This is a genomic window from Ralstonia sp. TCR112 (genome assembly GCF_007997035.1).
In the GTDB taxonomy this organism is placed as follows: Bacteria; Pseudomonadota; Gammaproteobacteria; order Burkholderiales; family Burkholderiaceae; genus Ralstonia; species Ralstonia edaphi.
The window spans coordinates 15,610-35,775 of sequence record NZ_VOSS01000029.1; the positions used below are offsets into that span (position 1 = coordinate 15,610).

At 65.0% G+C, this 20,166-nt stretch carries 20 protein-coding genes; 7 read left to right on the plus strand and 13 right to left on the minus strand.

The features are described 5' to 3' along the window. Nucleotides 1-4: 4 nt before the first annotated feature. Complete coding sequence (locus FUT88_RS10210; RefSeq protein WP_147214881.1) at nt 5-1,396, minus strand: ATP-binding protein; 1,392 nt, start codon at nt 1,394-1,396, stop codon at nt 5-7. A gap of 296 nt (nt 1,397-1,692) precedes the next feature. On the opposite strand from FUT88_RS10210, the gene FUT88_RS10215 reads away from it, so the two are divergent. Both FUT88_RS10215 and FUT88_RS10220 read left to right on the plus strand, forming a co-directional pair. Next, a complete protein-coding gene (locus tag FUT88_RS10215; RefSeq protein ID WP_147214883.1) occupies nt 1,693-2,118 on the plus strand; it encodes a GAF domain-containing protein in 426 nt (141 codons plus the stop codon). Next, complete coding sequence (locus FUT88_RS10220) at nt 2,115-2,900, plus strand: EAL domain-containing protein (protein ID WP_147214885.1); 786 nt, start codon at nt 2,115-2,117, stop codon at nt 2,898-2,900. Before FUT88_RS10215 ends, FUT88_RS10220 begins: the two co-directional genes overlap by 4 nt. A 163-nt stretch (nt 2,901-3,063) precedes the next feature. Here FUT88_RS10220 and cysC read toward each other — a convergent pair whose 3' ends face one another. From cysC to pip, 5 genes are all read right to left on the minus strand, one after another. Beyond that, nucleotides 3,064-3,603 (minus strand): adenylyl-sulfate kinase, encoded by a 540-nt coding sequence (gene cysC, locus FUT88_RS10225; RefSeq protein ID WP_147214886.1) that lies wholly within the window; start codon nt 3,601-3,603, stop codon nt 3,064-3,066. Nucleotides 3,604-3,903: 300 nt separating this feature from the next. Beyond that, nucleotides 3,904-5,052 carry a DSD1 family PLP-dependent enzyme gene (locus tag FUT88_RS10230; RefSeq protein WP_147214888.1) on the minus strand — a complete coding sequence of 383 codons (1,149 nt, stop codon included), beginning with the start codon at nt 5,050-5,052 and terminating at the stop codon, nt 3,904-3,906. A 10-nt stretch (nt 5,053-5,062) separates the two neighbouring features. Beyond that, nucleotides 5,063-5,758, minus strand: a complete 696-nt coding sequence (locus FUT88_RS10235) for an HAD-IA family hydrolase (RefSeq protein WP_410003876.1) — start codon at nt 5,756-5,758, stop codon at nt 5,063-5,065. A gap of 76 nt (nt 5,759-5,834) precedes the next feature. Next, nucleotides 5,835-6,740 (minus strand): LysR family transcriptional regulator, encoded by a 906-nt coding sequence (locus FUT88_RS10240; protein ID WP_147214890.1) that lies wholly within the window; start codon nt 6,738-6,740, stop codon nt 5,835-5,837. A 3-nt stretch (nt 6,741-6,743) separates the two neighbouring features. Further along, on the minus strand, nt 6,744-7,697 hold the full coding sequence (pip, locus tag FUT88_RS10245) for a prolyl aminopeptidase (RefSeq protein ID WP_147214892.1): 954 nt from the start codon (nt 7,695-7,697) through the stop codon (nt 6,744-6,746). A 119-nt stretch (nt 7,698-7,816) separates the two neighbouring features. Here pip and FUT88_RS10250 point away from each other — a divergent pair, with 119 nt between their 5' ends. The 4 genes from FUT88_RS10250 (at nt 7,817) to FUT88_RS26140 (ending at nt 11,243) form a co-directional block, all read left to right on the plus strand. Beyond that, nucleotides 7,817-8,449: a TetR/AcrR family transcriptional regulator gene (locus FUT88_RS10250; RefSeq protein WP_147214893.1), complete on the plus strand. Its 633-nt coding sequence runs from the start codon at nt 7,817-7,819 to the stop codon at nt 8,447-8,449. Continuing rightward, nucleotides 8,446-9,444: a PEP/pyruvate-binding domain-containing protein gene (locus FUT88_RS26645; RefSeq protein ID WP_261797104.1), complete on the plus strand. Its 999-nt coding sequence runs from the start codon at nt 8,446-8,448 to the stop codon at nt 9,442-9,444. Before FUT88_RS10250 ends, FUT88_RS26645 begins: the two co-directional genes overlap by 4 nt. Before the next feature lie 872 nt (nt 9,445-10,316). Beyond that, entirely contained in the window at nt 10,317-10,973 is a 657-nt protein-coding gene (locus FUT88_RS26650) for a PEP-utilizing enzyme (protein ID WP_261797109.1), read from the plus strand. A gap of 123 nt (nt 10,974-11,096) precedes the next feature. Next, entirely contained in the window at nt 11,097-11,243 is a 147-nt protein-coding gene (locus FUT88_RS26140) for a hypothetical protein (protein ID WP_186829277.1), read from the plus strand. Between the two features lie 70 nt (nt 11,244-11,313). Here FUT88_RS26140 and FUT88_RS10260 read toward each other — a convergent pair whose 3' ends face one another. The 5 genes from FUT88_RS10260 to FUT88_RS10280 all read right to left on the minus strand — a co-directional run bounded on the left by FUT88_RS10260 (nt 11,314) and on the right by FUT88_RS10280 (nt 17,461). Continuing rightward, the gene (locus tag FUT88_RS10260; RefSeq protein WP_147214895.1) at nt 11,314-12,000 is read right to left on the minus strand and encodes a Fe2+-dependent dioxygenase; all 687 of its coding nucleotides are present in this window, start codon (nt 11,998-12,000) and stop codon (nt 11,314-11,316) included. Between the two features lie 47 nt (nt 12,001-12,047). After that, nucleotides 12,048-14,276, minus strand: coding sequence for a TonB-dependent receptor (locus FUT88_RS10265; protein WP_147214897.1), 2,229 nt, complete (start codon nt 14,274-14,276; stop codon nt 12,048-12,050). 284 nt (nt 14,277-14,560) lie between these two features. Continuing rightward, complete coding sequence (locus FUT88_RS10270) at nt 14,561-15,964, minus strand: ClcB-like voltage-gated chloride channel protein (RefSeq protein ID WP_147214898.1); 1,404 nt, start codon at nt 15,962-15,964, stop codon at nt 14,561-14,563. Between the two features lie 52 nt (nt 15,965-16,016). Further along, complete coding sequence (locus FUT88_RS10275; RefSeq protein ID WP_147214900.1) at nt 16,017-16,334, minus strand: YciI family protein; 318 nt, start codon at nt 16,332-16,334, stop codon at nt 16,017-16,019. 128 nt (nt 16,335-16,462) lie between these two features. After that, nucleotides 16,463-17,461 (minus strand): quinone oxidoreductase family protein, encoded by a 999-nt coding sequence (locus tag FUT88_RS10280; RefSeq protein WP_147214902.1) that lies wholly within the window; start codon nt 17,459-17,461, stop codon nt 16,463-16,465. Between the two features lie 205 nt (nt 17,462-17,666). On the opposite strand from FUT88_RS10280, the gene FUT88_RS10285 reads away from it, so the two are divergent. Continuing rightward, on the plus strand, nt 17,667-18,539 hold the full coding sequence (locus FUT88_RS10285; RefSeq protein ID WP_147214904.1) for a LysR family transcriptional regulator: 873 nt from the start codon (nt 17,667-17,669) through the stop codon (nt 18,537-18,539). A 107-nt stretch (nt 18,540-18,646) separates the two neighbouring features. On the opposite strand, the gene FUT88_RS10290 is transcribed toward FUT88_RS10285, so the two are convergent. Both FUT88_RS10290 and FUT88_RS10295 read right to left on the minus strand, forming a co-directional pair. Continuing rightward, a complete protein-coding gene (locus tag FUT88_RS10290) occupies nt 18,647-19,372 on the minus strand; it encodes an ABC transporter ATP-binding protein (protein WP_004632384.1) in 726 nt (241 codons plus the stop codon). Continuing rightward, complete coding sequence (locus tag FUT88_RS10295; protein ID WP_147214905.1) at nt 19,369-20,166, minus strand: ABC transporter ATP-binding protein; 798 nt, start codon at nt 20,164-20,166, stop codon at nt 19,369-19,371. The genes FUT88_RS10290 and FUT88_RS10295 overlap by 4 nt, the downstream gene beginning before the upstream one ends.

The following is a 20,166-nucleotide window of genomic DNA, read 5'->3' on the forward strand; positions in this document are numbered from 1 at the left end:
AGGCTTACGTTATGGCCAGCGCAGTCGCGGCCGGCGGTTGTTGTTCGAGAGGCGGGGCATCCGGCCCGCGTCGGGGCAAGGTCACACGGAAGGTTGTGCCCACACCCACCGTGCTCGACACGTCGATGCGTCCGCCATGCGCCGTGACAATGCCGTAGGTGAGCGACAGCCCCAGGCCGGTGCCCTTGCCGACCGGCTTGGTGGTGAAGAACGGATCGAAGATGCGCTTCAGGTTTTCGGGCGCGATGCCGCTGCCCGCGTCGGCCACCTCAAACCAGATCGATGCGTCGTCGGTTGCATCGACGCCGGTGCGGACGGTAATGCTGCCGCGCTCGCCGCCCTGTGTGCCTTTGCCTGCATACGACTGCGCCGCGTTGACCACCAGGTTCAGCACCACTTGGTTGATCTGCGACGGGATGCAGGTCACGGGCGGCAGCTCGCTGTACTCGCGCACGAGGTCGGCCTGGTACTTGATTTCGTTGTGAACGATGTTGAGCGTCGACTCGATGCAGCGGTGAATGTCCACCTGATCCCACTGGTGAGCGCTGTCCACGCGTGAGAAGTCGCGCAGGTCCACCACAATGTCGCGCACACGGGTCAGGCCTTCCTGCGATTCCGCAACCAACGCCGGACCATCTTCGGCCAGGAACTCGATGTCGGCCGCCTGCGCAAGCGCCAGCAACTGGGCATCCAGTGCGGGCGCGTGTTGGCCGATCAGCTGATCCAGGCTACGTGCGTAATCGAGCAGCGTGCTCATGTAGCGCTGCAAGCTGTTCAGGTTCGAGAGCACGAACCCCACGGGGTTATTGATCTCGTGCGCAATGCCCGCGGCAAGCTGGCCAATCGCGGCGAGCTTTTCGGACTGCAGCAACTGCTGATGCGCCTGGGCGAGTTCTTCATTCAGCGCCGAGAGCTGGGCGTTGCGCACGGTCAGCTCCTGCAGTGCATCGGTGACCGTTTTTTCGCGCTTCTTCAGTTCACCATATGCCAGGCACACGTCCGTCGCATCGAGCAGGGTAATGCCCACCGCGATGACCGCACCATTTCCGTCTTCGATCGGAATAAAGCTGCAGTTCTGCTGCATCCATTCAATCGTGTCGGTAATGGGCCGCGTGTGCCGAAAACGGAACAAATACGGGCGGTGCTCCCAGGAAGTGTACGCAGAGACACCCAGAACAAATACGCTCTCGATTTTCTTGCGCAACCATTTCTCGGGTAACTCCGGAAACAGGGCAAACATGTCCTTACCGATCACATCGTCGCCGGAGAAACCGCTGTGATATTGCATAAAGCGGTTCCACGACAGAATGTGCATTTGACGATCCACAGAAAACACGCCGCAACTTACCAATTGCGCAATGGCGTCGGATAACTGGGGTTGGGTAATGTCCGGCATGTTTGGCATGCTTCCTGCAAGACGGGAGTGTTCGCTGTCGACCCCCTGCTGATTCCCGGGCCGTTTGTGTATTTATCGACAGGATTTTTGCCCAGGCAGATGCGTATAAATCCCTATTAAGGCGGGAATATCGGCGTTAACTGCATCGGTCGCAAAATAATCTAGAGTTCAGTCCGACACACTCCTCGTGCGTAATACGGGCGTTTGCCGGACATACTGCCCCGTGGCGCTCCCATTCATGCGGCGAAGGGAGACCGTCACTTGCCGGAGAATGATCCAGCCAAGGAGAGAGGAATTTGGAGCACCTTCTCACCAGCAGCCTCCTCGAAGCCGACCTTGAGGCGACTGCCCACATTGCGCAAATCCTGCGTGCCGTGCGAAGTCATTTGGGAATGCCGTTCGCGTTCGTCTCCGAGTTTGTCGGGACGGAGCGGGTTTTCCGGTATGTCGATAGCAGCGCCGAACATCCTCCCTTCAGCGCGGGCGATTCCGGCCCCCTTGCCGACAGCTATTGCGCCCGAGTGATCGACGGCCGCCTACCGCCGCTGATACAGGACGCCGCCGACCTGCCAGCCGCGCGCGCGTTGCCCATCACCGCCGCATTTCCCGTCGGCGCTCATATCAGCGTGCCGATTCAATTGGCCGACGGCACCGTGTTCGGCACGTTCTGCTGTTTCAGTGACCAACCGGATGACTCACTGAACTCCCCCTGGAGCTCATGACCGCGTTCGCTGGCGTGATCGCGCGCCAGATCGAACGACATAAGGCCGCGACACGGCAGATCAGCGAAAAGCTGTCGCGCGTACAACGGACGATCGAAGACGACCAGCTCTCCATCTTCTTTCAGCCCATACGGTCTTTGGTGGACGGACGCCTGGTCGGACTCGAAGCGTTATCGCGGTTTCCCGGCGGGCAGCAACGGCCCCCGTATCGCTGGTTTGCGGATGCCTGGGAAGTCGGTCTTGGCGTTGAACTCGAAATGCTTGCCATCAAGAAAGGCCTGCACGCATTGCACGCGATTGGCGGTGCCTATCTGGCAGTGAACGTCTCTCCTGCCACGGTGCTCAGCGGCAAGCTGGAAGCGTTGGTACATGACGTTCCACCTCATCGCCTCGTCCTGGAAATTACCGAGCATGCCCTGGTCGACGACTACCCCAGCCTGCACGAAGCGCTTCTGCCGCTGCGTCGCCACCTGATCCGTATCGCCATTGACGACGCCGGGTCGGGTTACTCGACGATGAACCACATCATTGCGCTCAAACCGGATCTCATCAAACTCGACGCCTATCTGACGACCAACCTGGAAGACGACCCGATCAAGCGCGCGCTCCTGAAGGCCATGGTGACGTTCGCCAATGAAATACGGTGCGACCTCGTCGCCGAAGGTATCGAGACAGAACCTCAGAGAACAATGCTGGCCGACCTTGGCGTCCGTAACGGCCAAGGCTATCTGCTGGGGCGTCCGGGCCCGCTCGAAGCCATTTCTGCAAGCGCGCCGGTGTAATGCCGGCATGACAAAGCACGGAATATTCAACCATCACTCGGCCGCCCTCAGCTAGGACTGAGCTACCCGGTTGCGAGGTCCAGAAGCTGCCGTCGCTGCCGTGGCTGGACCCGTCCAGCGCGCTGCATATCCTGCGCATCGTGCAGGAGTGCATTGCCCCGCATCAAGCCGTAACGGCTTCCTGCATCCCAAGCAGGGCCAATGCCCGTGCAACACACTCTTCAACGGATTGCACGCCGGTATCCACCATCAACTGTGGATGTAACGGCGGCTCGTAGGGCTCGCCAACGCCCGCGAGATTGGCGATCGTTCCGGCTCGGGCCATGCGGTACAAACCCTTCGGGTCGCGCGCTTCACACACCGGCAGCGGTGTCGCGACATGCACCTCGAAGAAGCGTGACGCGCCCACCATCTGTCGCGCGCGCTCCCGGTCTTCACGGTATGGCGAGATGAGTGCAGCAATGGCCCACGTCCCGGTGTTGTTCATCTGCGCGCACCACTGCGCCACGCGGCGCGCGTGTTCGCTGCGATCCGCGCGCGAGAAACCAAGGTCCGCGCAGAGCTGCTGGCGCAAGGCACCGCCATCGAGTACGCGACACGGCAGGCCCCGCGACGTCAGCGTCTCGGCCACGGCCAGCGCCAAGGTGGTTTTGCCGGCGGCGCTCAGCCCGGTCAGCCAGAGTGTGGAAGGTGTGGGTTGCATGTCATGTAGCCCGCCGCAGATGCGCCATCGCGCTGCCACGGCGGGTTCAACTGGCTTGGTGCAACCCAGTATACGAACGCTGTACGGCGCCGCTCTGTAGAACAAATGTGCTACAGCGCGCCGCCGGACGGTGCATTTACAATTCCGACACCTTGCCGCTGACGGCGCTGGTTCCGAGTCGCTCCCCGGCCTATCGGACGCGTCAGACGCGACCGAGGCACATTCGGCAGATTGGATTCAACAAAAGGCCCGCGGTATTCCTGCGGGCCTTTTGCTTTTTTGACATGCCGGGCGGACGACTCACCAGCCGTGGAACCGCGCCCACGTCTGCACCGCACCCTGCGGCGACACCGCCTGGTATTCCGGGAACTGCGCTCCCGTGGCGCACGCATGGTTCGGCAGCACACGCAGCTTCGTGCCGACCGGGAAACGCGCCACGAGGTCGTCACGCACCGAACCATCGCTGGCCGCCAGAATGCCGTGCTCCTGGTTCGCGCCGATCAACGTAAGGCCGTCGAGCGGCGTGCCGTCGAGCGCGCACGGCTGCCCATAGCCAAAGTCACGCGACTGCTTGGCGGTGCCACGGTCACGGCTCATCGCCATCCATCCGGCGTCGACAATCACCCAGCCTTTGTCGGGCTGATGGCCGATCACGGTGGTCAGCACGCTCAGCGCAATCTCGTCCATCGCACACACCCCCACGTTGTGCATGACCAGATCGAAGAACACATAGACGCCGGCGCGCACCTCCGTCACGCCGTCCAGTTGTTCCGTCGCCAACGCCGTGGGCGTGGAGCCCACACTCACCGCCGCACACGGCACGCCGGCTTCGCGCAGGCGCTGTGCCGCGCGCACGCAACCGGCACGCTCCTGCTCGGCCAGGGCCGCCAGCGCGGCACGGTCGTTCAAGTCGTAGCTGGAGCCGGCATGCGTCATGACGCCGCCCACGTCGAGGCCGCCGTCCTTCAGGATGCGGCCGACATCCAGCAGCGCGTCCTGCTCGGGCGTGATGCCGGAGCGGTGCCCATCGGTATCGACTTCGATCCACACCTCGCAGCGCTCGCCGTGTGTGCGGGCGTAGTCGACCACAGCGTGGGCCGCCTCTGCGTTGTCGACCACAAGCTTGAGATCGCAGCCGCGCTTGCGCAGCGCCATCGCGCGCGGCAACTTGGTGGCCACAATGCCCACCGCGTAGAGGATGTCCTTGATGCCGGCGGCAAAGAAGGCCTCGGCCTCCTTCAGCGTGGAGACGGTAATGCCCTGCGCGCCGGCCGCCAGCTGGGCGCGAACCACATCGAGGCACTTGGTGGTCTTCACATGCGGGCGGAATTTCACGCCCAGCGCGTTCATGCGGTGCTGCATGCGGGCGATGTTGTGCTGCATGCGCGGCAGGTCGATCAACGCTGCGGGCGTGTCGATGGTTTCCAGTGTGTGCGTATCAGCGGTCATGGCTGCATCCTCATGCGGCAAAACGGCGGGCCCAGGGCAGCAGGTCGTCGAGCGTGGGTGAGGTGATTTCCGGCAGTTGTGCTCCCTCCACCGGCGTCAGCCCGATGCGGTTGTGCCAGTACGTACGCAGACCGACCACCGCCGTGCCGAACATGTCGTAGCTGGAGCCAGCAACAAACGCCGCGTCGGCTGCCTCCACGTCAAGCTGTTCGAGCGCCATGCGATACGGCTTCGGGTCGGGCTTGTACACGCCCGCCTGCTCGGCCGTGATCACGACATCCCAGGTGACGGGTAGCAGCGCCGCGGCCTGGCGGCCCAGCCGCTCCGAGCAGTTGGTGACCACGGCCAGCTTGCAGTGCGGCTGGAGTTGGGCCAGCGCTTGCGCAGCGCCGCTCCACGGTGTGAGCTGCAGCCAATTGGCTTCCAGCGCTTCGGGCGTGGAAGCCGGCAAGCCGACGTTCTGCGCGGCCTGCCGGACCATCGCTTCATAAGGAACGTACGCGCCGCAGCCGTACGTGAGCCGGAGATACTCGGCGCGCCATGTGCGGCCCGCCTGCTCGGAACCGGCGGCGCGGTTCCACAGCGACCACGAATCGAGCAGCGCGGTCAGCAGATCGAAGAGGATGGCCTTTGGATAGCCGGAGTCGGGAGAAACGGTAGAGGCGGTGGAAGCGTTCACGCTGGTGACCTGCAAATCGGTGGACATCGATGCAACCGATTGTAGGCACCGCACGCCGGCTTTCGGTGAAGCCAGTTTGAATCAAAGATTCAGTGTTGCTACATCAAGCGCGCCAGGGCGGCTGCGGCTTGAAACGGCTTTGCAGCACCTGCATGAAGTGACGCGTACGTTGCGGCAACCCCGCGCGGTTGTGCGTGAGGGCGATCACGTTGGCGTCGGGCGCCTTCCAGCCGGGCAGCAATCGCACGAGGCGGCCTGCGCGCAGGTCGTCGGCGACATCCCACTCCGAGCGCAGGATCACGCCGCGCCCTTCGCACGCCCACTGGCGAATGACATCGCCGTCGTTGCAGATGAGTTGCCTGGGCACGCGCACGCTGCGGCTCGTGCGGCCTTTGCTGAAGTGCCAGAGCGACACGTCTTCCTTGTTCTCGCGCAGCACGATGCAAGGCAGCGCGGTAAGGTCATCGGGCGTTTCCGGCAAGCCGAAGCGCTTCACAAACGCGGGTGACGCGCAGACAAAGCGCGCATTCGGCGCAATCGCGTGGCCGACCAGGTTCGACACCTGCAGCGCGCCGATATGCACCACCACATCAAAGCGGTCCGCCGCTTCGACAAGAGGCGCATCGGAGAGCGCCAATTCGATGTCGACATCAGGATGCTGCTGCTGAAAATCCGCAATGACGGGCGCCACGTAACGCCGCCCAAACCCCAGCGGGGCATTCACCTTGAGCGTACCGACCAAGCCGCCCCGGCGTGTGTGCAAGTCTTCGGACAGGGCGTCGAGCTGGCGGATCAGCTCCGCGCCACGCTCGCACAGCAGCGCGCCCTCTTGCGTAAAGCGGAGGCTGCGCGCGGTGCGATCAACCAGCCGTGTGCCCAGCTTCTTCTCCAACTGCTGCAAGCGCTGCGACACGGCCGACGGCGTCAGGTCCAACGCGCGCGCCGTCGCCACCAGGCTGCCGCTGTCCTGGATGGCGAGCAGGAAACGCAGGTCGGCGGAATCCGTCATGGGTCACTTGCCGGCAAAGCGGTCCGTTGCGGCCAGCAGTTGATCGAGGATGCCCGGTTCGGACCACGCATGGCCCGCACCTTCGATCAGGTGGAAGTCCGAATCTGGCCACGCCTGATGCAGCGCATACGCATAGCGCGCGGGGCACGGCATGTCGTAGCGGCCATGCACGATCACGCCAGGAATGCCCGCCAGCCGGTGCGCCTCGCGCAGCAGCTGGCCCTCTTCCAGCCAGCATTGGTGCGTGAAGTAGTGGTTCTCCAGCCGCGCGAAGGCCAGGGCAAAATGGTCGTCGGCGTGCTTCGCGCTGTTGGCCGGGTCGGGCAGCAGCGTGATGGTCTCGCCTTCCCACACGCTCCAGGCGCGGGCGGCCTCGATCTGCCTGGCGGTGTCGTTGCCGGTCAGCACCTTGCGGTAGGCGGCAATCATGTCGCCGCGCTCGGCCTCGGGAATGGGCGCCTGGAAGCGTGCCCATTTCTCGGGAAACATCTCCGACACGCCGTACTGGTAATACCAGCGCAGCTCGGCCTGCGTGACGGTGTAGATGCCACGCAGTACCAGTTCGCTCACATGCTGCGGATACTTCTGCGCGTAAGCGAGCGCCAACGTCGATCCCCACGAGCCGCCGAAGACGAGCCAACGTTCCGCACCGGCAATTGCGCGCAGGCGTTCGATATCGGCCACAAGGTGCCACGTCGTGTTGGCCTCCAGGCCCGCGTGCGGCGTTGACCGCCCGCAGCCGCGCTGGTCGAACAGCATCACGTCGTAGCGTGCCGGATCGAACACGCGGCGGTGGTCCGCCGAAACACCACCGCCCGGCCCGCCGTGCAGGAACACCGCGGGCTTGGCGCCGGGCGTGCCGACGCGCTCGTAATAGATCGTGTGGCCATCGCCCACGTCCAGCATGCCGGTTTCATATGGTTCGATTGGGGGATACAGCGTGCGCAGTGCAGACATGGTCGGTCCTGTCGAAAGGTTGCCGGGAGAATGGGCTGATTCTACAGACGGGTTTCCGCTTGCACATATTTTTGAACGACGTATAAAATTGTACGTTGTTTAATAATAGCGAACCCACCATGTCGTCCAGTCCGTCCCCCATCGAAGCCGGCCGTCGCGAACGCAAGCGCACCCAGACGCTGGACCATCTAGCGGCCACGGCGTTTTCCCTATTCGAGCAGCACGGTTACGACGCCGTGACGATGGAGCAGATTGCCGCGCAGGCCGATGTGTCCAAGGGCACGCTGTACAACCACTTTCCGGTCAAGGAAGCCCTGCTGGCGCACCAGTTCCACGCCGAACTGGCGGCGGGCGGCGCGCAGTTGCGTGCGCAGATCGACGCACAGCCGGATTTCGCGTCGCGCCTGGCGGTGCTGCTCTCCGCCTCGGCCGATTGGTGCAACGTGCGCCGGCCGTATTTGGCCGCGTATTTCCGCTACCGCTTTGCCAGCGCCGACCTGGCCGCCCGCAATCGTGACCCGGAGAAGCGCAGCGGGCTCGAAGCGGTGTTCATGGCACTCATCGACGCCGCACAGCGCTCGGGCGAACTCGACACGCGGCTCGATGCGGAGCAACTCGCAGCGCTTTTCGAGTACTTGTATCTCGGCGCGCTGATGCGCTGGCTTGCACGTCCAGACACCGACCTGCACGCGGGCTTCTCCGCCGTCATCGACCTGTTCCTGCACGGCATGGCCCGCAAGGAGGCGCGATGAACTCGCTCGTGCTCGATTGGCCCGCTGCTGCGGCGGCCACCGCCGCAGTGGTAGGCGGCAAGGGCTGGCAGCTTGGCCGGATGGCGATGCTCGGCGTGCCGGTGCCCGATGGTTTCGTGCTGGCGGCAGATGCCAGCCGGGGGCGTAGTCGCGGAGATGCGCTGCCCGACACGGTGCTCGCGGCCATCGCGCAAGCGCTGGTCGCGCGCGGCTGGCAGGACACGCCGCTGGCTGTACGCTCGTCCGCGCCGCAGGAGGACTCAGCGCAACGCTCGTTCGCGGGCATTCACGAGACGCGCCTGAACGTCATCGGGGCGCAGGCGCTGGCGGACGCGGTGCGCGCCGTGTGGGACTCCGCGCAGGCACCGCAGGCGCTGGCATACCGCGAGCGCTTCGGCATCGACACCACCGACCCGGCGATGGCCGTAGTCATCATGCCGATGCTGCCGGCGGTGGCCGCAGGCATCGCGTTCACGGGCGACCCGCTCACAGGCCGCGACGACCACATCGTCATCAACGCGCACTGGGGCCTGGGCGAAGCGCTGGTGGGCGGCCAGGCCGATGGCGACGTCGACCGGCTCGAAGTCGCGCCGCAGGACGATACGCTGCGCGTGGTTGAACGCCAGGTCGGCACGAAGCGCCACATGACGCGCGCGCTGACCGAAGGCGGCACGGCACTCGCCGACACCGCGACAGAAGACGCCCGCCGCGCCGTGCTGGACGCCGCGCAGCTCATCGCCTTGGCCACGATTGCACGCGACACAGCCCGCGCGCTCGACTTTGCCCAGCCCCGCTATGACATCGAATGGGTGTGGGACGGGCAGCGCTTCTGGATCGTGCAGGCGCGCCCGATCACCACGCCGCGCGCTGCACCTACCCCGCCCTGCAAACCCAGCCGACGTTCTGGACGCGCGGCAACACGCGCGAGGTGTTCCCCTCGCCGCTGTCGGCCATCGACTGGTCGCTGTACGGCCATGCGGCCAACCGGATGCTGACGCTGGCGTACTCGCTGGCGGGCTACGCGCTGCTGCCGGGCCTGGAGCGCGCCAGGCTCTTCGGCGGCCACGTGTATCTCGATGTTTCGTTGATGCAGTGGGAGGCGTTTGACGCGTTCGGCATTGCGCCCGATGCCATCAACCGCATGCTGGGCGGCACGCAGCCCGAGATTGCGCTGCCCCGCACCACATGGCCGCAGCGGCTGGCGCGCGGCGCGCGGCTCGTGCGATATCTACTGAAAGCAGGCGCGGCACGCCGCCATGCGCAGAGCGATCTGAACCGGGCCCGCAAGCAAGCCGCGCAATGGCGCGAAGACGCATGGCCCGAAACAACCGCCGAGCTGGCCACCTGCCTGCGCGAGCGCTTCAACATTACCCGCCGCGCAGACAGCCTGTTCTTCCTGCAGGGCTCGGCGGGCGGCGCCGTTTCGGGGCTGGTTGACGTGATCGAAAAACAGTGCCCCGGCGAGGGCCACGCGCTGGCCGCCGCGCTCATGGCCGGTGCAGAACCCAGCGTCACCGCGCAGCAGAGCTACGACCTGATGGCGCTGGCACAAACGGCCGCCGCCGACATCGAAGCGCTCCCCTGGCTTCGCGCCGAGAAGCGTATCGGCGCGCAATGGGCGCAGCAGCTGCCGCCGCACAGCCCGTTCCGCCAGCATTTCAGTGCGTTTCTGGAGCGCTACGGCCATCGCGCCATTGAAGAAAGCTACTTCCGCCACCCGCGCTGGCGCGAGCAGCCGGACTACTTGCTGGACCTCGTGGCCGGACTGATCGGCAGCGATGCGCGCGCCGTGCGGCAACGGCAGCAGGCGGCGTCTGAGCGCGCGTGGGCGCGCCTGCCGTTCTGGCTGCGACCGATCGTGCGCGGCATGCTCAAGAGCGCCGTGCGCGACAGCAACCAACGCGAAGCGGCACGCAGCGCGCTGGTGGCGTATCTGGAGGCGTTGCGCACCGGCCTGCTGAAGCTGGCTGACAGGCTGACCGGCGACGAAGGGCTCGATGCGCCCGAAGACATCTTCAACCTGACGCTGGACGAATGCGTGGCCGCGGGCACCGGCGCGTTGCCGCTGCGCTTTGCCGCCCAGCGTGCGCGCGCACGCCGCCAGCAGTTGAGCGATTGGGCCGCCCGGCAGGAGCCGGACATCGTTACCGAACATGGCGAGGCGGCGGTCGCGGCCGCTGCGCCAATCGCCCTGGCCGGAGATACCTGGACCGGCACCGCCGTCGGCGCAGGCTCGGCACAGGGGCTGGCACGGCTGGTCGACCACGCTGCCGCCGGCACGGCGTTGCAAGCGGGCGACATCCTGGTCGCGCCTAGCACCGATCCGGCGTGGACGCCGCTGTTCCTGAAGGCCGGCGCGCTCGTCATGGAAACCGGCGGCTACCTGTCGCACGGCGCCATCGTGGCGCGCGAGTTCGGGATTCCGGCGGTGGTGAACCTGCCGGGCATCCGGGCCCGGTTGAAAGACGGCGAGACGATCCGCGTGGATGGCAACGCCGGCACGGTCAGCAAAGTGGCCGGTTAGCCACCCACATGTGGTCACGAGGCGACACTGGTAAATGCGGTTTGCTGCGCCGCAATATTCGGACTAACATTCGGGTATTCCCTACTAGGGTTATCCCTAAATCAGTCCTCAGAAGGAATCGCCATGAACACCGTCGCTCTCAAAGCCGCCCGCACCTCGCGTTTCGCCCGTTTCTGGCAAATCGTGCGCCGTGAAGCCAGCCGCGCCGTCGCGCTGCACGTGGAAAGCTGCGGCATGATGGCCGAGCTGTATCGCCGTTCGGGCCACTAAGCTCAGTCAGCCCAATCGCACGGCGCTCATGAACGTTGCGCCGGGCCATCCCAGGTGCGGTGCGCTCAGATCACGTCTCGCTCCACTGCCGCATCAGGTTGTGATACACGCCGATCAGCGTGCGACGCGCGGTGGCATCGGCGTCGGTCTGGTTGAGCGTCTGGATGGCGTTGTCCAGGTCGAACAGCATGGCGCGCTGCGCGTCGTCGCGAATCAGGCTCTGGATCCAGAAGAAACTCGCTACGCGCACTCCGCGCGTGATGGGCGTGACCTGATGCAGGCTCGTTGCCGGATAGACGACCAGGTCGCCGGCATTGAGCTTGACGCTGTGCATGCCATAGGTGTCTTCGATCTGCAGTTCACCGCCGTCGTAGCTGGCGGGGTCTGACAGAAACAGCGTGGCCGAGATATCGGTACGCAGCTTTGTGCCGTTGTGCGGGTGGATGCGCACGCTGCCATCGACGTGCGCGCCGAAAGTCATGCCCTCGCCGTAGCGGTTGAACATCGGCGGGTACACCACGTTGGGCAACGCCGCGCTGATGAAGCGCGGGTGCCGCTCCAGCACGCTCAGGATGAGCTGCTGGCACTGCAGGGCCACTTCCGCGCCCTCGTCGATCTGCTGGTTGACCTTGACCGGCGCCCCCGAATATCCGGCCGACACGCGGCCATCCACCCAGGCGTCGCCCGCGTTGTCGAGCAGATCGCGCAGCGCAGCCACCTGCGCGGCGTTGAATACGTTCGGAATGCAGACCAGCATGGCGCTCGAAGGAAAAGGGATGCAGCCGAGGGCCCATCCCCCAGCCATTACATCCGATACACCACCGACAGCATCGCCGCACGGCCGGTGCCCGGCACGGCGCGGCCGCCATCGGACGGAATCAGCGCATCGTAATACGTCTTGTTGAACACGTTGAACAGGTTCAGACGCACGTCGTATTTGGGTTGGTGGTAGGCCAGCATCGCATCCCAGCGCACGAAGCCGCCCACCTGCACCGTGTCGGTGTTGTTGGCGTAGCGCTGCGACATGTAGAACGCGCCTGCGCCCACTTCCCAGTTCGGCAGGAAGGCGTAGCTCGTCCACACCGTCGCGGCGTGCTTGGGCGTGTTGGCCGGCGTCATGCCGTGCGTGCCCGCGGCGATGCCGTTGACGATCTGCGCATCCAGGTACGTATAGCCCGCGAAGATCTGCAGCTTGTCGGTGACGTGGCCCGTCGCACCCAGGCGCGCACCGCGCACGCGGATCTTGCCCGCCGAGGTGTACGTCGTGCTGTCGATCTGCGTGCGGGCGTTGTCCTTGGTGATCTGGAACAGCGCCGAGCTGACCGACAGGTCGCCGTTGAGCAGATCCCACTTGCCGCCGGCCTCGTACGACTTGTTCTTCTCCGGGTCCAGCCCCTGCTGGCCCGTGGTGCCGACGAGTTGTTCCAATGACGGGTTGAACGACGTGCCGTACGAGACGTAGTACGACTGCCAGTCCGTCGGCTGCCAGATGCCGCCCAGGCGCGTGCTGACAAAGTTCACGGTCTGCTGCGCGTACGGCAGCGCGGTGATCTTGGCCGACGCCGGCGTGTTCGCCGAATTCAGCGAGTTCGAAATGCTCGCGATGTAGCGGTCATAGCGCAGGCCGGCGACAGCCTTCCATTGCTTGTTGAATTCGATCGAATCGTTGAAGTACGCCGCGACCGTGTTGGCCGAGCCGCCCTGCAGGTTGCCCAGGCTCGACGGCGTGCTCGCCGGCGACGTGGTGTAGCTCGGGCTGACCAGCGGCTCGCACGAGACAAAGCCGCTCGTCATGCTCGACTGCGCCAGCGGCGTGCCGTTGCACGAACCGTTGCGATAGTAATTCTGGTTGTCGTAGCCGTCGTGGCCGAACTCGGTGCCGACCAGCAGCGTGTGCTTGACCGAACCCGTATCGAATTTGGCCGTCAGCTCGGTCTGGTTGAACAACGAGTAGTCACGGATGCGGCGGTCATGGCTTTGCAGGCGCACCGACAGCGCCGAAAGCGGCAGATTGCTGTTGGTCAGCGCCGTGAACACGCCCGACGAATTGACCGTACCCACCGCGTTGGGCGCTGTCTCGCGCGCGTCGGTCTGCACGTAGTTGAACTGCGTCTGGTTGCGCAGCCGCAGGTTGGGCGAGAACTTGTGATCGATGTTGGCCGAGAACGACGCCACGTCCTGCGTGGTGCGGTCGTCGGTGTAGCCGTAGTACGTCTTGGGGCTGACGTTGACCGGGTGGCCGTTGAGGTTCGGCAGGCCGTAATCCGGCATGTCGCGGTTGTGCTGCAGCAGCGCGGACAGCGTCACCTCGGTCGGTGTGCCGATGCCGAAACGCCACGACGGCGCGATGCCGAAATCCTGCGCGGTCATCTCGTCGCGCGTGCTCGTCTTGCCGTTCTGCGCCATCGCGGCGATGCGGAAGGCCGAAGTGTCCGACGTCGGCGTGTTGACGTCGGCGGTGGCACGCACCAGGCCGTTGGTGGTGACCGAACCGGTGATTTCCGTCGCGGCCTTCAGCTTCGGCTTCTTCGTCACCTGGTTGATGACACCGCCCGTCGAACCGCGGCCGAACAGCATCGACGACGGGCCCATCAGCACTTCCACCGAATCGAGGGCGAACAGGTCGCGGTAGTACTGGCCGCGATCCCGGAAGCCGTCGAGGTAGATGTCGGTACGCGCAGAGAAACCGTTCAGGTTGATGTTGTTGCCGATCTGCCCGCCTTCGGCCGCACCGATGGTGATGCCCGGCACGTTGCGCAACGCATCGGCCAGCGAGCTGCCGCCTTGCGCGTCGGTCAGCGCCTTGGGCACGACCGTCACCGATTGCGGCACATCGCGCAGGTTCTCGGGCAGCTTGGAAATGGAGCTTTTGGCGGCGTTGTAGTCGTCGCGCGGGGCGGCGCCCTTTACAACGGCTTCCGGCAACGTGGCGGTGGTGGGTGCCTGCGCAAGCGTGGCTTGCTGGGCAAGTGCGACGGTGGGCGTGGCAAACAGGGCCAACAGGGCGCTGGCGACGGGCGTGCGGCGGTTCATTGCGTGGTTTCTCCGACGGCGCTCTTCTGTTGAGTGCCAGCCGCTCCGGAACGCCCTCCTGCGCCCGTGCCGCCGTGCACGAGAGCGCACTACGTATTGCGGACGCAAATATAAATGATAACGATTCGCAACAGCAACAAATTGTCGCAATCCCTCCAAAAAGTTCCCGAAAAGGCACACGAAAAAGCAATCTAACGATCGCTTTCGCTTCTATTTAGCTGACAAGGCAAGCTTGTCGCGTCGGAACATTTATGACGGGGTGATCGATCAGCGTTAAAGCGTACCTATTTCTGCGTGCCGTCTGATGGCGCTGGAAGGTGCGCGGCATCGTCGCCCGTGTCCTCGCGATTGCGCGCCAGCGCACGCGCATACACGGACGGCGCGCCCGCTGCATGGGCCGTCACATAGCCGGTAATGCACGCCAGCATGAGTGGCAGCACCACCTGATACGACAGCGTCATCTCGAAGATCATCAGGATCGACATGAGCGGCGCGTGCGTGGTGGCGGCCAGCAGCGCGCCCATGCCAACCACCGCGTAACTGACCGGCACCGGCGCCGCATCCGGCAGCAGCGCGTGCATGCCTGTGCCATACAGCAAACCTAATGCGGCGCCGCAGAACAGCGTGGGCGTAAACACACCGCCGACGGCGCCCGACCCTGCGCTCGACGCCGTCGCCACCACCTTGCAGATCAGCACCAGCGCCACCGTCTGCCACAGCCACGGCTCGTGCAGGAACGCGTTGACCACGCTGTAGCCGTTACCCCAGACCTCGGGCACGCCCGTGGAAAGCGCACCGACGATCAACCCGCCGGCAGCCAACCGCAACGTGAGCGGCAGCTTGGTGCGTGCAAACGCATCGCGCGCGCGGTCGATCAAACCGAGCAGCAGCGGCCCCGCCATCCCCGCGGCCAGACCCAGGCCCAGATACGTCAGCACTTCCCAGCCGGAAACGAAATCGAAGTGGGGCATCTCGTAGACGGCCCCGTAGCCGAAGAATTGGCGCACGACGATATCGGCGGTGACCGCCGCCACGAGCAGCGGCCCGAGCGTCGCCGTGGTGATGACACCAAACACGATTTCGCAGACGAACACGGCGCCCGAGATGGGCGCGTTGTAGGCAGACGTGATACCGGCAGCCGCACCGCATGCGACCAGCAGGCGCAATTGCTCGACGGGCACGGCGGTCCAGTGCCGCAGCACACGGCCGACCAGCGAGCCGCACATTGCGGCCAGCTGCACCATCGGCCCTTCGCGCCCGATCGATGCGCCGCTGGCCACCGAGCACAACGACGACGCGCTGCGTACCAGACTCTGCCGCGCGCTGAGCACGCCATCGCCCACGGCAATGGCCTCCATATAGTCTTCGGAGCCTTTTCGCGGAATCCACTTGAGGCCCACCTGCAAGGTGATGCCGGCCAGCAGTCCACCCACCGTCGGCACCAGCAGGCGCGCCCACCACGGCAGCGCCCGCGCCGTGGCCACCAAACCTTGGTCCGTACCCGAAAGCCACCATTGCAGTTGACGCAGGCATTCGCGAAACAGGATCGTCGACAAGGCGCCCGCGCAGCCGATGACCCCGGCAATCACGAACACCAGATGCTCGCGACCAAACGGCAGTCGGGCAATCGCGCGCCGCCACCATGGCTGGCGCGGCACATCAGGTTGAGGCGGCGGCGTGTCGGTCATGTCGATTCGCGCAAGGACAGGTCGACATGATAGCGACGGCGCCGCGGCCGTTTTAAGTCGATGTCGCGACCACGGCGTCTGGCAACCACGCCTGCGGTGTGTCTGCGCTGCGACGATTCGGGCCCCACGTAATGACGCGCGCCTGCACGAGGTTTTCGATCACGAAAGGGTCGCGCGCGACGATGGCGTCGATCTCTTCACGGGATTCGGCACGCGCAAGGATCCCGCCGCCCTCACGCGGGAAGAACGGCCCCGACATCAGGAAGTGGCCGCTCGCATAGTGGGCGTCCAGATGCTCGCGGTGCGCAGGCAGCACACGATCAAGTGCTTCGAGCGGTGCGGTGTAGTTGAAAAGAATCAGGTACAGCATGCGATGGCTCCTTATGGGATGAGGTAACACCTTCGAAACGCGAGACCCGGCAGCGTGAAACAACCACGCTCAGTGTCCCGCAGAAATGGGTACGCTTTGCGCGGAAACCCTTTCGCCGCGCGGGGCTCTCAAGGGCGCAAGAGCAACGCCCCGACGGTCTGTCCGGCCTCCAGCGCGGTGTGTGCGGCAGCGGCGTCTTCGAGTGCATAGGTACCGCCAACCGGCACGCGCACACCATCGAGCATGCGTTGCAGCGCGGCCTGCGCACCGGTCCGATAGTTCGACAGATCGGCCATGTATCGGATGACCCCCGGCCGCGCCAACGCAATGGATCGCGATGGCCCGAGCGCTGCAAGATCGACGGCATTTGTCTGGGCGTTGCCGACATCGCCCGCCTGACCGATGCTCGCCACCATGCCGAAGGGCCGCGTCACCGCTAGCGAGGTCTGCAGCATGGCACCGCCGATGCCGTCGATCACGTAGTCGACGCCTTCCCCGCCGGTGAGCTGGAGCACGGCTTCGCGCACATCTTGCTGGCGATGCAGCACGACGTGGTCCGCGCCGTGGCCGATGGCGATGGCGGCCTTGGCTTCGCTGCCCACCGTGCCGATCACGCGCGCCCCCTGACGTTTGGCCCACTGCACCAGCAACGCGCCCAGGCCACCGGCCGCTGCATGCACCAGCAGCGTATCGCCGGCGCGCACCTGCCGTACCCGCGTCAGCAGCATATGCGCGGTGATGCCGCGGACCAACGTGGCTGCCACGGTTTCGTCATCCAGCGCATCAGGCAAGGCAATCGCCCGCTCCGCGGGGATGTTGCGGTGGCTGGCGTAGCCGCCGGGCGCGCCGTTCATCAGGCCAGCCCAGGCCACGCGCTGGCCCACCACAAAGCCGCGCACCTCCGTACCCATCGCTTCCACCACGCCGACGCCCTCCACCCCGAGCACGGCCGGAAATGCCGGCACCGGATACAAGCCGGTCCGGTGATACACGTCGACAAAGTTCACGCCGATAGCCGTGTGCCGCACCGTCAACGCATTCGGCCCGGGCGGCGGCAACATCAGGTTGGCGGGCCGCAAACCCAATGCTGGTCCGGGTTCACGGAGTTGGATCACCTTGGCATGCATGGCAAATGTCCTCGCAGAAATGGGTACGCTTTTCGGTTTCGGTGGTGACGGGTATTGCGTTCGTCACGTTGTGAAACAAGCGTAATCCGTTCAGAATCACCCGGGAATTCACTAAAACCGATCAGCTTCTGTGCAAAAAAGCCCAGGTCGGCCAAAAAATGCGCGTGCCTTGGCGCGTGCGGCGGCGGCCGAACCTTCTTCTTCCTTGCAGTGGGATGACGTGCGCTACTTTCTCGTGCTCGCGCGCGAGGGCAGCTTGTCGGCTGCCGCGCGGCGACTGGCGGTAGAACACACCACGGTGGCGCGGCGCGCAGACGCACTGGAGCAATCGTTGGGCGTGCGCCTGTTCGACCGCCTGCCGCGCGGCTGGCGCCTGACCGCCGAAGGCAACGCGCTGGCCGAGCGCGCTGAGCGCATGGAACAGGAAGCGGCCGGCTTTGCACGTGCCGCAGCAGGAGCGGGCAGTTTGCGCGGGACGGTTCGCATCTCCGCGCCGCCCACGGTGGCCAGCCACATCATTGCGCCAAACTTGGCGACGCTGCGCCGTCAATGGCCCGGCATCGACCTCGTGCTGCTGGGCGAAAAGCGCAACGCCAACCTGATGGCACACGAAGCCGATCTGGCAGTGCGCTTGTCGCGTCCGACGTCATCGGCTCTGGCGACACGGCCGCTGGGCGACCTCGGCTACGGTCTGTACGCCACCGCAGAGGTGTTCGCTCGCCCCGAATCCGAATGGGAATTCATCGGCTACGACGAAAACCTGCGTCACGTCCCGCAGCAGCGCTGGCTGGACAACTACGCGGGCGAACGTCGCGTGGTTTTACGCTGCAGCGATCTGGCCGCGATGCATCAGGCCGCACTGGCCGGACTGGGTGTCGCGGCGCTGCCGCACCTGCTTGGCGCTCCCGCAGAAACGGGTACGCTTTTACGCCGATTGCCCGTCGACGACCCGGCGTTGCATCGAGAAATCTGGTTGGTGATCCATCCCGACGTTCGACGATCACCGCGCGTGCGGGCCGTAGCCGACGCATTGATCGCGCTGTTCGAGGCACAGCGACACGTTTTGGCGGGGATTTGAACGTACGCAGAAACGGGTACGCTTTGGGATGAAAATAAACCGCAAACCCAATGGATATGCGGTTCTTGCGCCTCGGCAATGTTGCATGCCGAGCGCCTTCAAAACACTCAGCCGCCCAGGTAGGCTTCGAGCACGCGCGGATTGCCCAGCAGGTTTTTGCCGCTATCCGCCAGCACGATCTCGCCGGTTTCCAATACGTAGCCGTGTTGCGCGATCTTCAGCGCCTGGCGCACGTTCTGCTCGACCAGGAAAATCGTCAGGCCCTCGGCATTGATGGTGCGCAGGATGCGGAAGATCTCCTGCACGATGATCGGCGCGAGGCCCATCGACGGTTCATCCAGCAGCAGCACGCGCGGGCGCGCCATCAGCGCGCGGCCGATGGCCAGCATCTGCTGCTCGCCGCCCGACAGGTTGCCGGCCAGACCGTCGATGCGCTCCTTCAGGCGCGGGAACAGGTGGAATACGCGCTCCAGGTCGGAGGCGATCTGGCCCTTGTCCTTGCGCGTGTAGGCGCCCAGCTCCAGGTTTTCGCGCACGGTCATCGTGGTGAGCGTGGCGCGCCCTTCGGCCACCTGCACGATGCCGCGTTCCACGCGCTTGTGGGCAGACCACTGCGTAACGTCTTCGCCTTCGAACAGGATCTGGCCGCGCACATCACCCTGCGACTTCGGGATCAAGCCCGAGAGCGCGAGCAGCGTGGTCGATTTGCCCGCACCGTTTGCGCCCACCAGCGAGGTGATCTCGCCGGCCTTCAACGCAAAGTCGATGCCCTTCACGGCTGCGATGTGCCCGTACGACACGTCCAGCCCTTTGACTTCCAGCAACGTGGTCATGCCGTCTCCTTCTGCGCGGCATTGCCGTTCGCGTCATCGTCGTCATCGCGGCCCAGGTACGCCTCGATGACTTGCGGGTCGTTGCGGATGGCCTCAGGCGGCCCTTCAGCGATGATGCGGCCGAAGTTCAGCACCGCAATGCGCTCGCACAGGCCCATCACGAAGCGCATGTCGTGTTCGATCATGAAGATCGTGTAGCCGCGCGCCTTGATGTTTTCGATCTCGGCCATCAGGTCGACCTTCTCGCCGGTGTTCATGCCGGCCACGGGCTCGTCAAGCAGCAGCAGCTTGGGCTCGGTTGCCAGCGCGCGCGCCAGTTCGAGCTTGCGCTGGTCGCCGTACGAAAGGTTGTCGGCAATGTCATGCGCCTTGTGATCGAGCTTCACCCACGAGAGCAGCTCGAGCGCACGGTCGCGCGCACGGCGCTCGGCCGCACGGTACTTGGGCAGCGACAGCAGCAGGCCCGGCGCGCCGTAATCCAGATGCCGGTGCATGCCCACCACGACGTTCTCCAGCAGCGTCATCTCCTTGAAGATGCGGATGTTCTGGAACGTGCGTGCGATGCCCATCTGCGTAATCTCGTGCGGCTTCTTGCCGACCAGGTTTTCGCCGTTGAACGTGAGCGAGCCGCCGGTGGGCGCCAGCAGGCCCGTGATCAGATTGAACACCGTCGTCTTGCCGGCGCCGTTCGGGCCGATCAAGCCAAAGATGCTGCCTTGCGGCACTTCAATGTTGACGTCCTGCAAGACCGACAGGCCGCCAAAGCGCTTGGAAATGGAGGTGAGTTTCAGCAT

What these genes read in the sequence shown, in the direction of transcription:
- FUT88_RS10280 (WP_147214902.1), bottom strand. Translation starts at nt 17,461, where the DNA reads ATGCATGCCAAGGTGATCCAACTCCGTGAACCCGGACCAGCATTGGGT.
- FUT88_RS10220 (WP_147214885.1), top strand. Translation starts at nt 2,115, where the DNA reads ATGACCGCGTTCGCTGGCGTGATCGCGCGCCAGATCGAACGACATAAG.
- FUT88_RS26140 (WP_186829277.1), top strand. Translation starts at nt 11,097, where the DNA reads ATGAACACCGTCGCTCTCAAAGCCGCCCGCACCTCGCGTTTCGCCCGT.
- FUT88_RS26650 (WP_261797109.1), top strand. Translation starts at nt 10,317, where the DNA reads ATGCTCAAGAGCGCCGTGCGCGACAGCAACCAACGCGAAGCGGCACGC.
- FUT88_RS10275 (WP_147214900.1), bottom strand. Translation starts at nt 16,334, where the DNA reads ATGCTGTACCTGATTCTTTTCAACTACACCGCACCGCTCGAAGCACTT.
- FUT88_RS10290 (WP_004632384.1), bottom strand. Translation starts at nt 19,372, where the DNA reads ATGACCACGTTGCTGGAAGTCAAAGGGCTGGACGTGTCGTACGGGCAC.
- FUT88_RS10295 (WP_147214905.1), bottom strand. Translation starts at nt 20,166, where the DNA reads ATGCTGAAACTCACCTCCATTTCCAAGCGCTTTGGCGGCCTGTCGGTC.
- FUT88_RS10265 (WP_147214897.1), bottom strand. Translation starts at nt 14,276, where the DNA reads ATGAACCGCCGCACGCCCGTCGCCAGCGCCCTGTTGGCCCTGTTTGCC.
- FUT88_RS10210 (WP_147214881.1), bottom strand. Translation starts at nt 1,396, where the DNA reads ATGCCGGACATTACCCAACCCCAGTTATCCGACGCCATTGCGCAATTG.
- FUT88_RS10260 (WP_147214895.1), bottom strand. Translation starts at nt 12,000, where the DNA reads ATGCTGGTCTGCATTCCGAACGTATTCAACGCCGCGCAGGTGGCTGCG.
- FUT88_RS10235 (WP_410003876.1), bottom strand. Translation starts at nt 5,758, where the DNA reads ATGTCCACCGATTTGCAGGTCACCAGCGTGAACGCTTCCACCGCCTCT.
- cysC (WP_147214886.1), bottom strand. Translation starts at nt 3,603, where the DNA reads ATGCAACCCACACCTTCCACACTCTGGCTGACCGGGCTGAGCGCCGCC.
- FUT88_RS10240 (WP_147214890.1), bottom strand. Translation starts at nt 6,740, where the DNA reads ATGACGGATTCCGCCGACCTGCGTTTCCTGCTCGCCATCCAGGACAGC.
- FUT88_RS26645 (WP_261797104.1), top strand. Translation starts at nt 8,446, where the DNA reads ATGAACTCGCTCGTGCTCGATTGGCCCGCTGCTGCGGCGGCCACCGCC.
- FUT88_RS10230 (WP_147214888.1), bottom strand. Translation starts at nt 5,052, where the DNA reads ATGACCGCTGATACGCACACACTGGAAACCATCGACACGCCCGCAGCG.
- FUT88_RS10270 (WP_147214898.1), bottom strand. Translation starts at nt 15,964, where the DNA reads ATGACCGACACGCCGCCGCCTCAACCTGATGTGCCGCGCCAGCCATGG.
- pip (WP_147214892.1), bottom strand. Translation starts at nt 7,697, where the DNA reads ATGTCTGCACTGCGCACGCTGTATCCCCCAATCGAACCATATGAAACC.
- FUT88_RS10250 (WP_147214893.1), top strand. Translation starts at nt 7,817, where the DNA reads ATGTCGTCCAGTCCGTCCCCCATCGAAGCCGGCCGTCGCGAACGCAAG.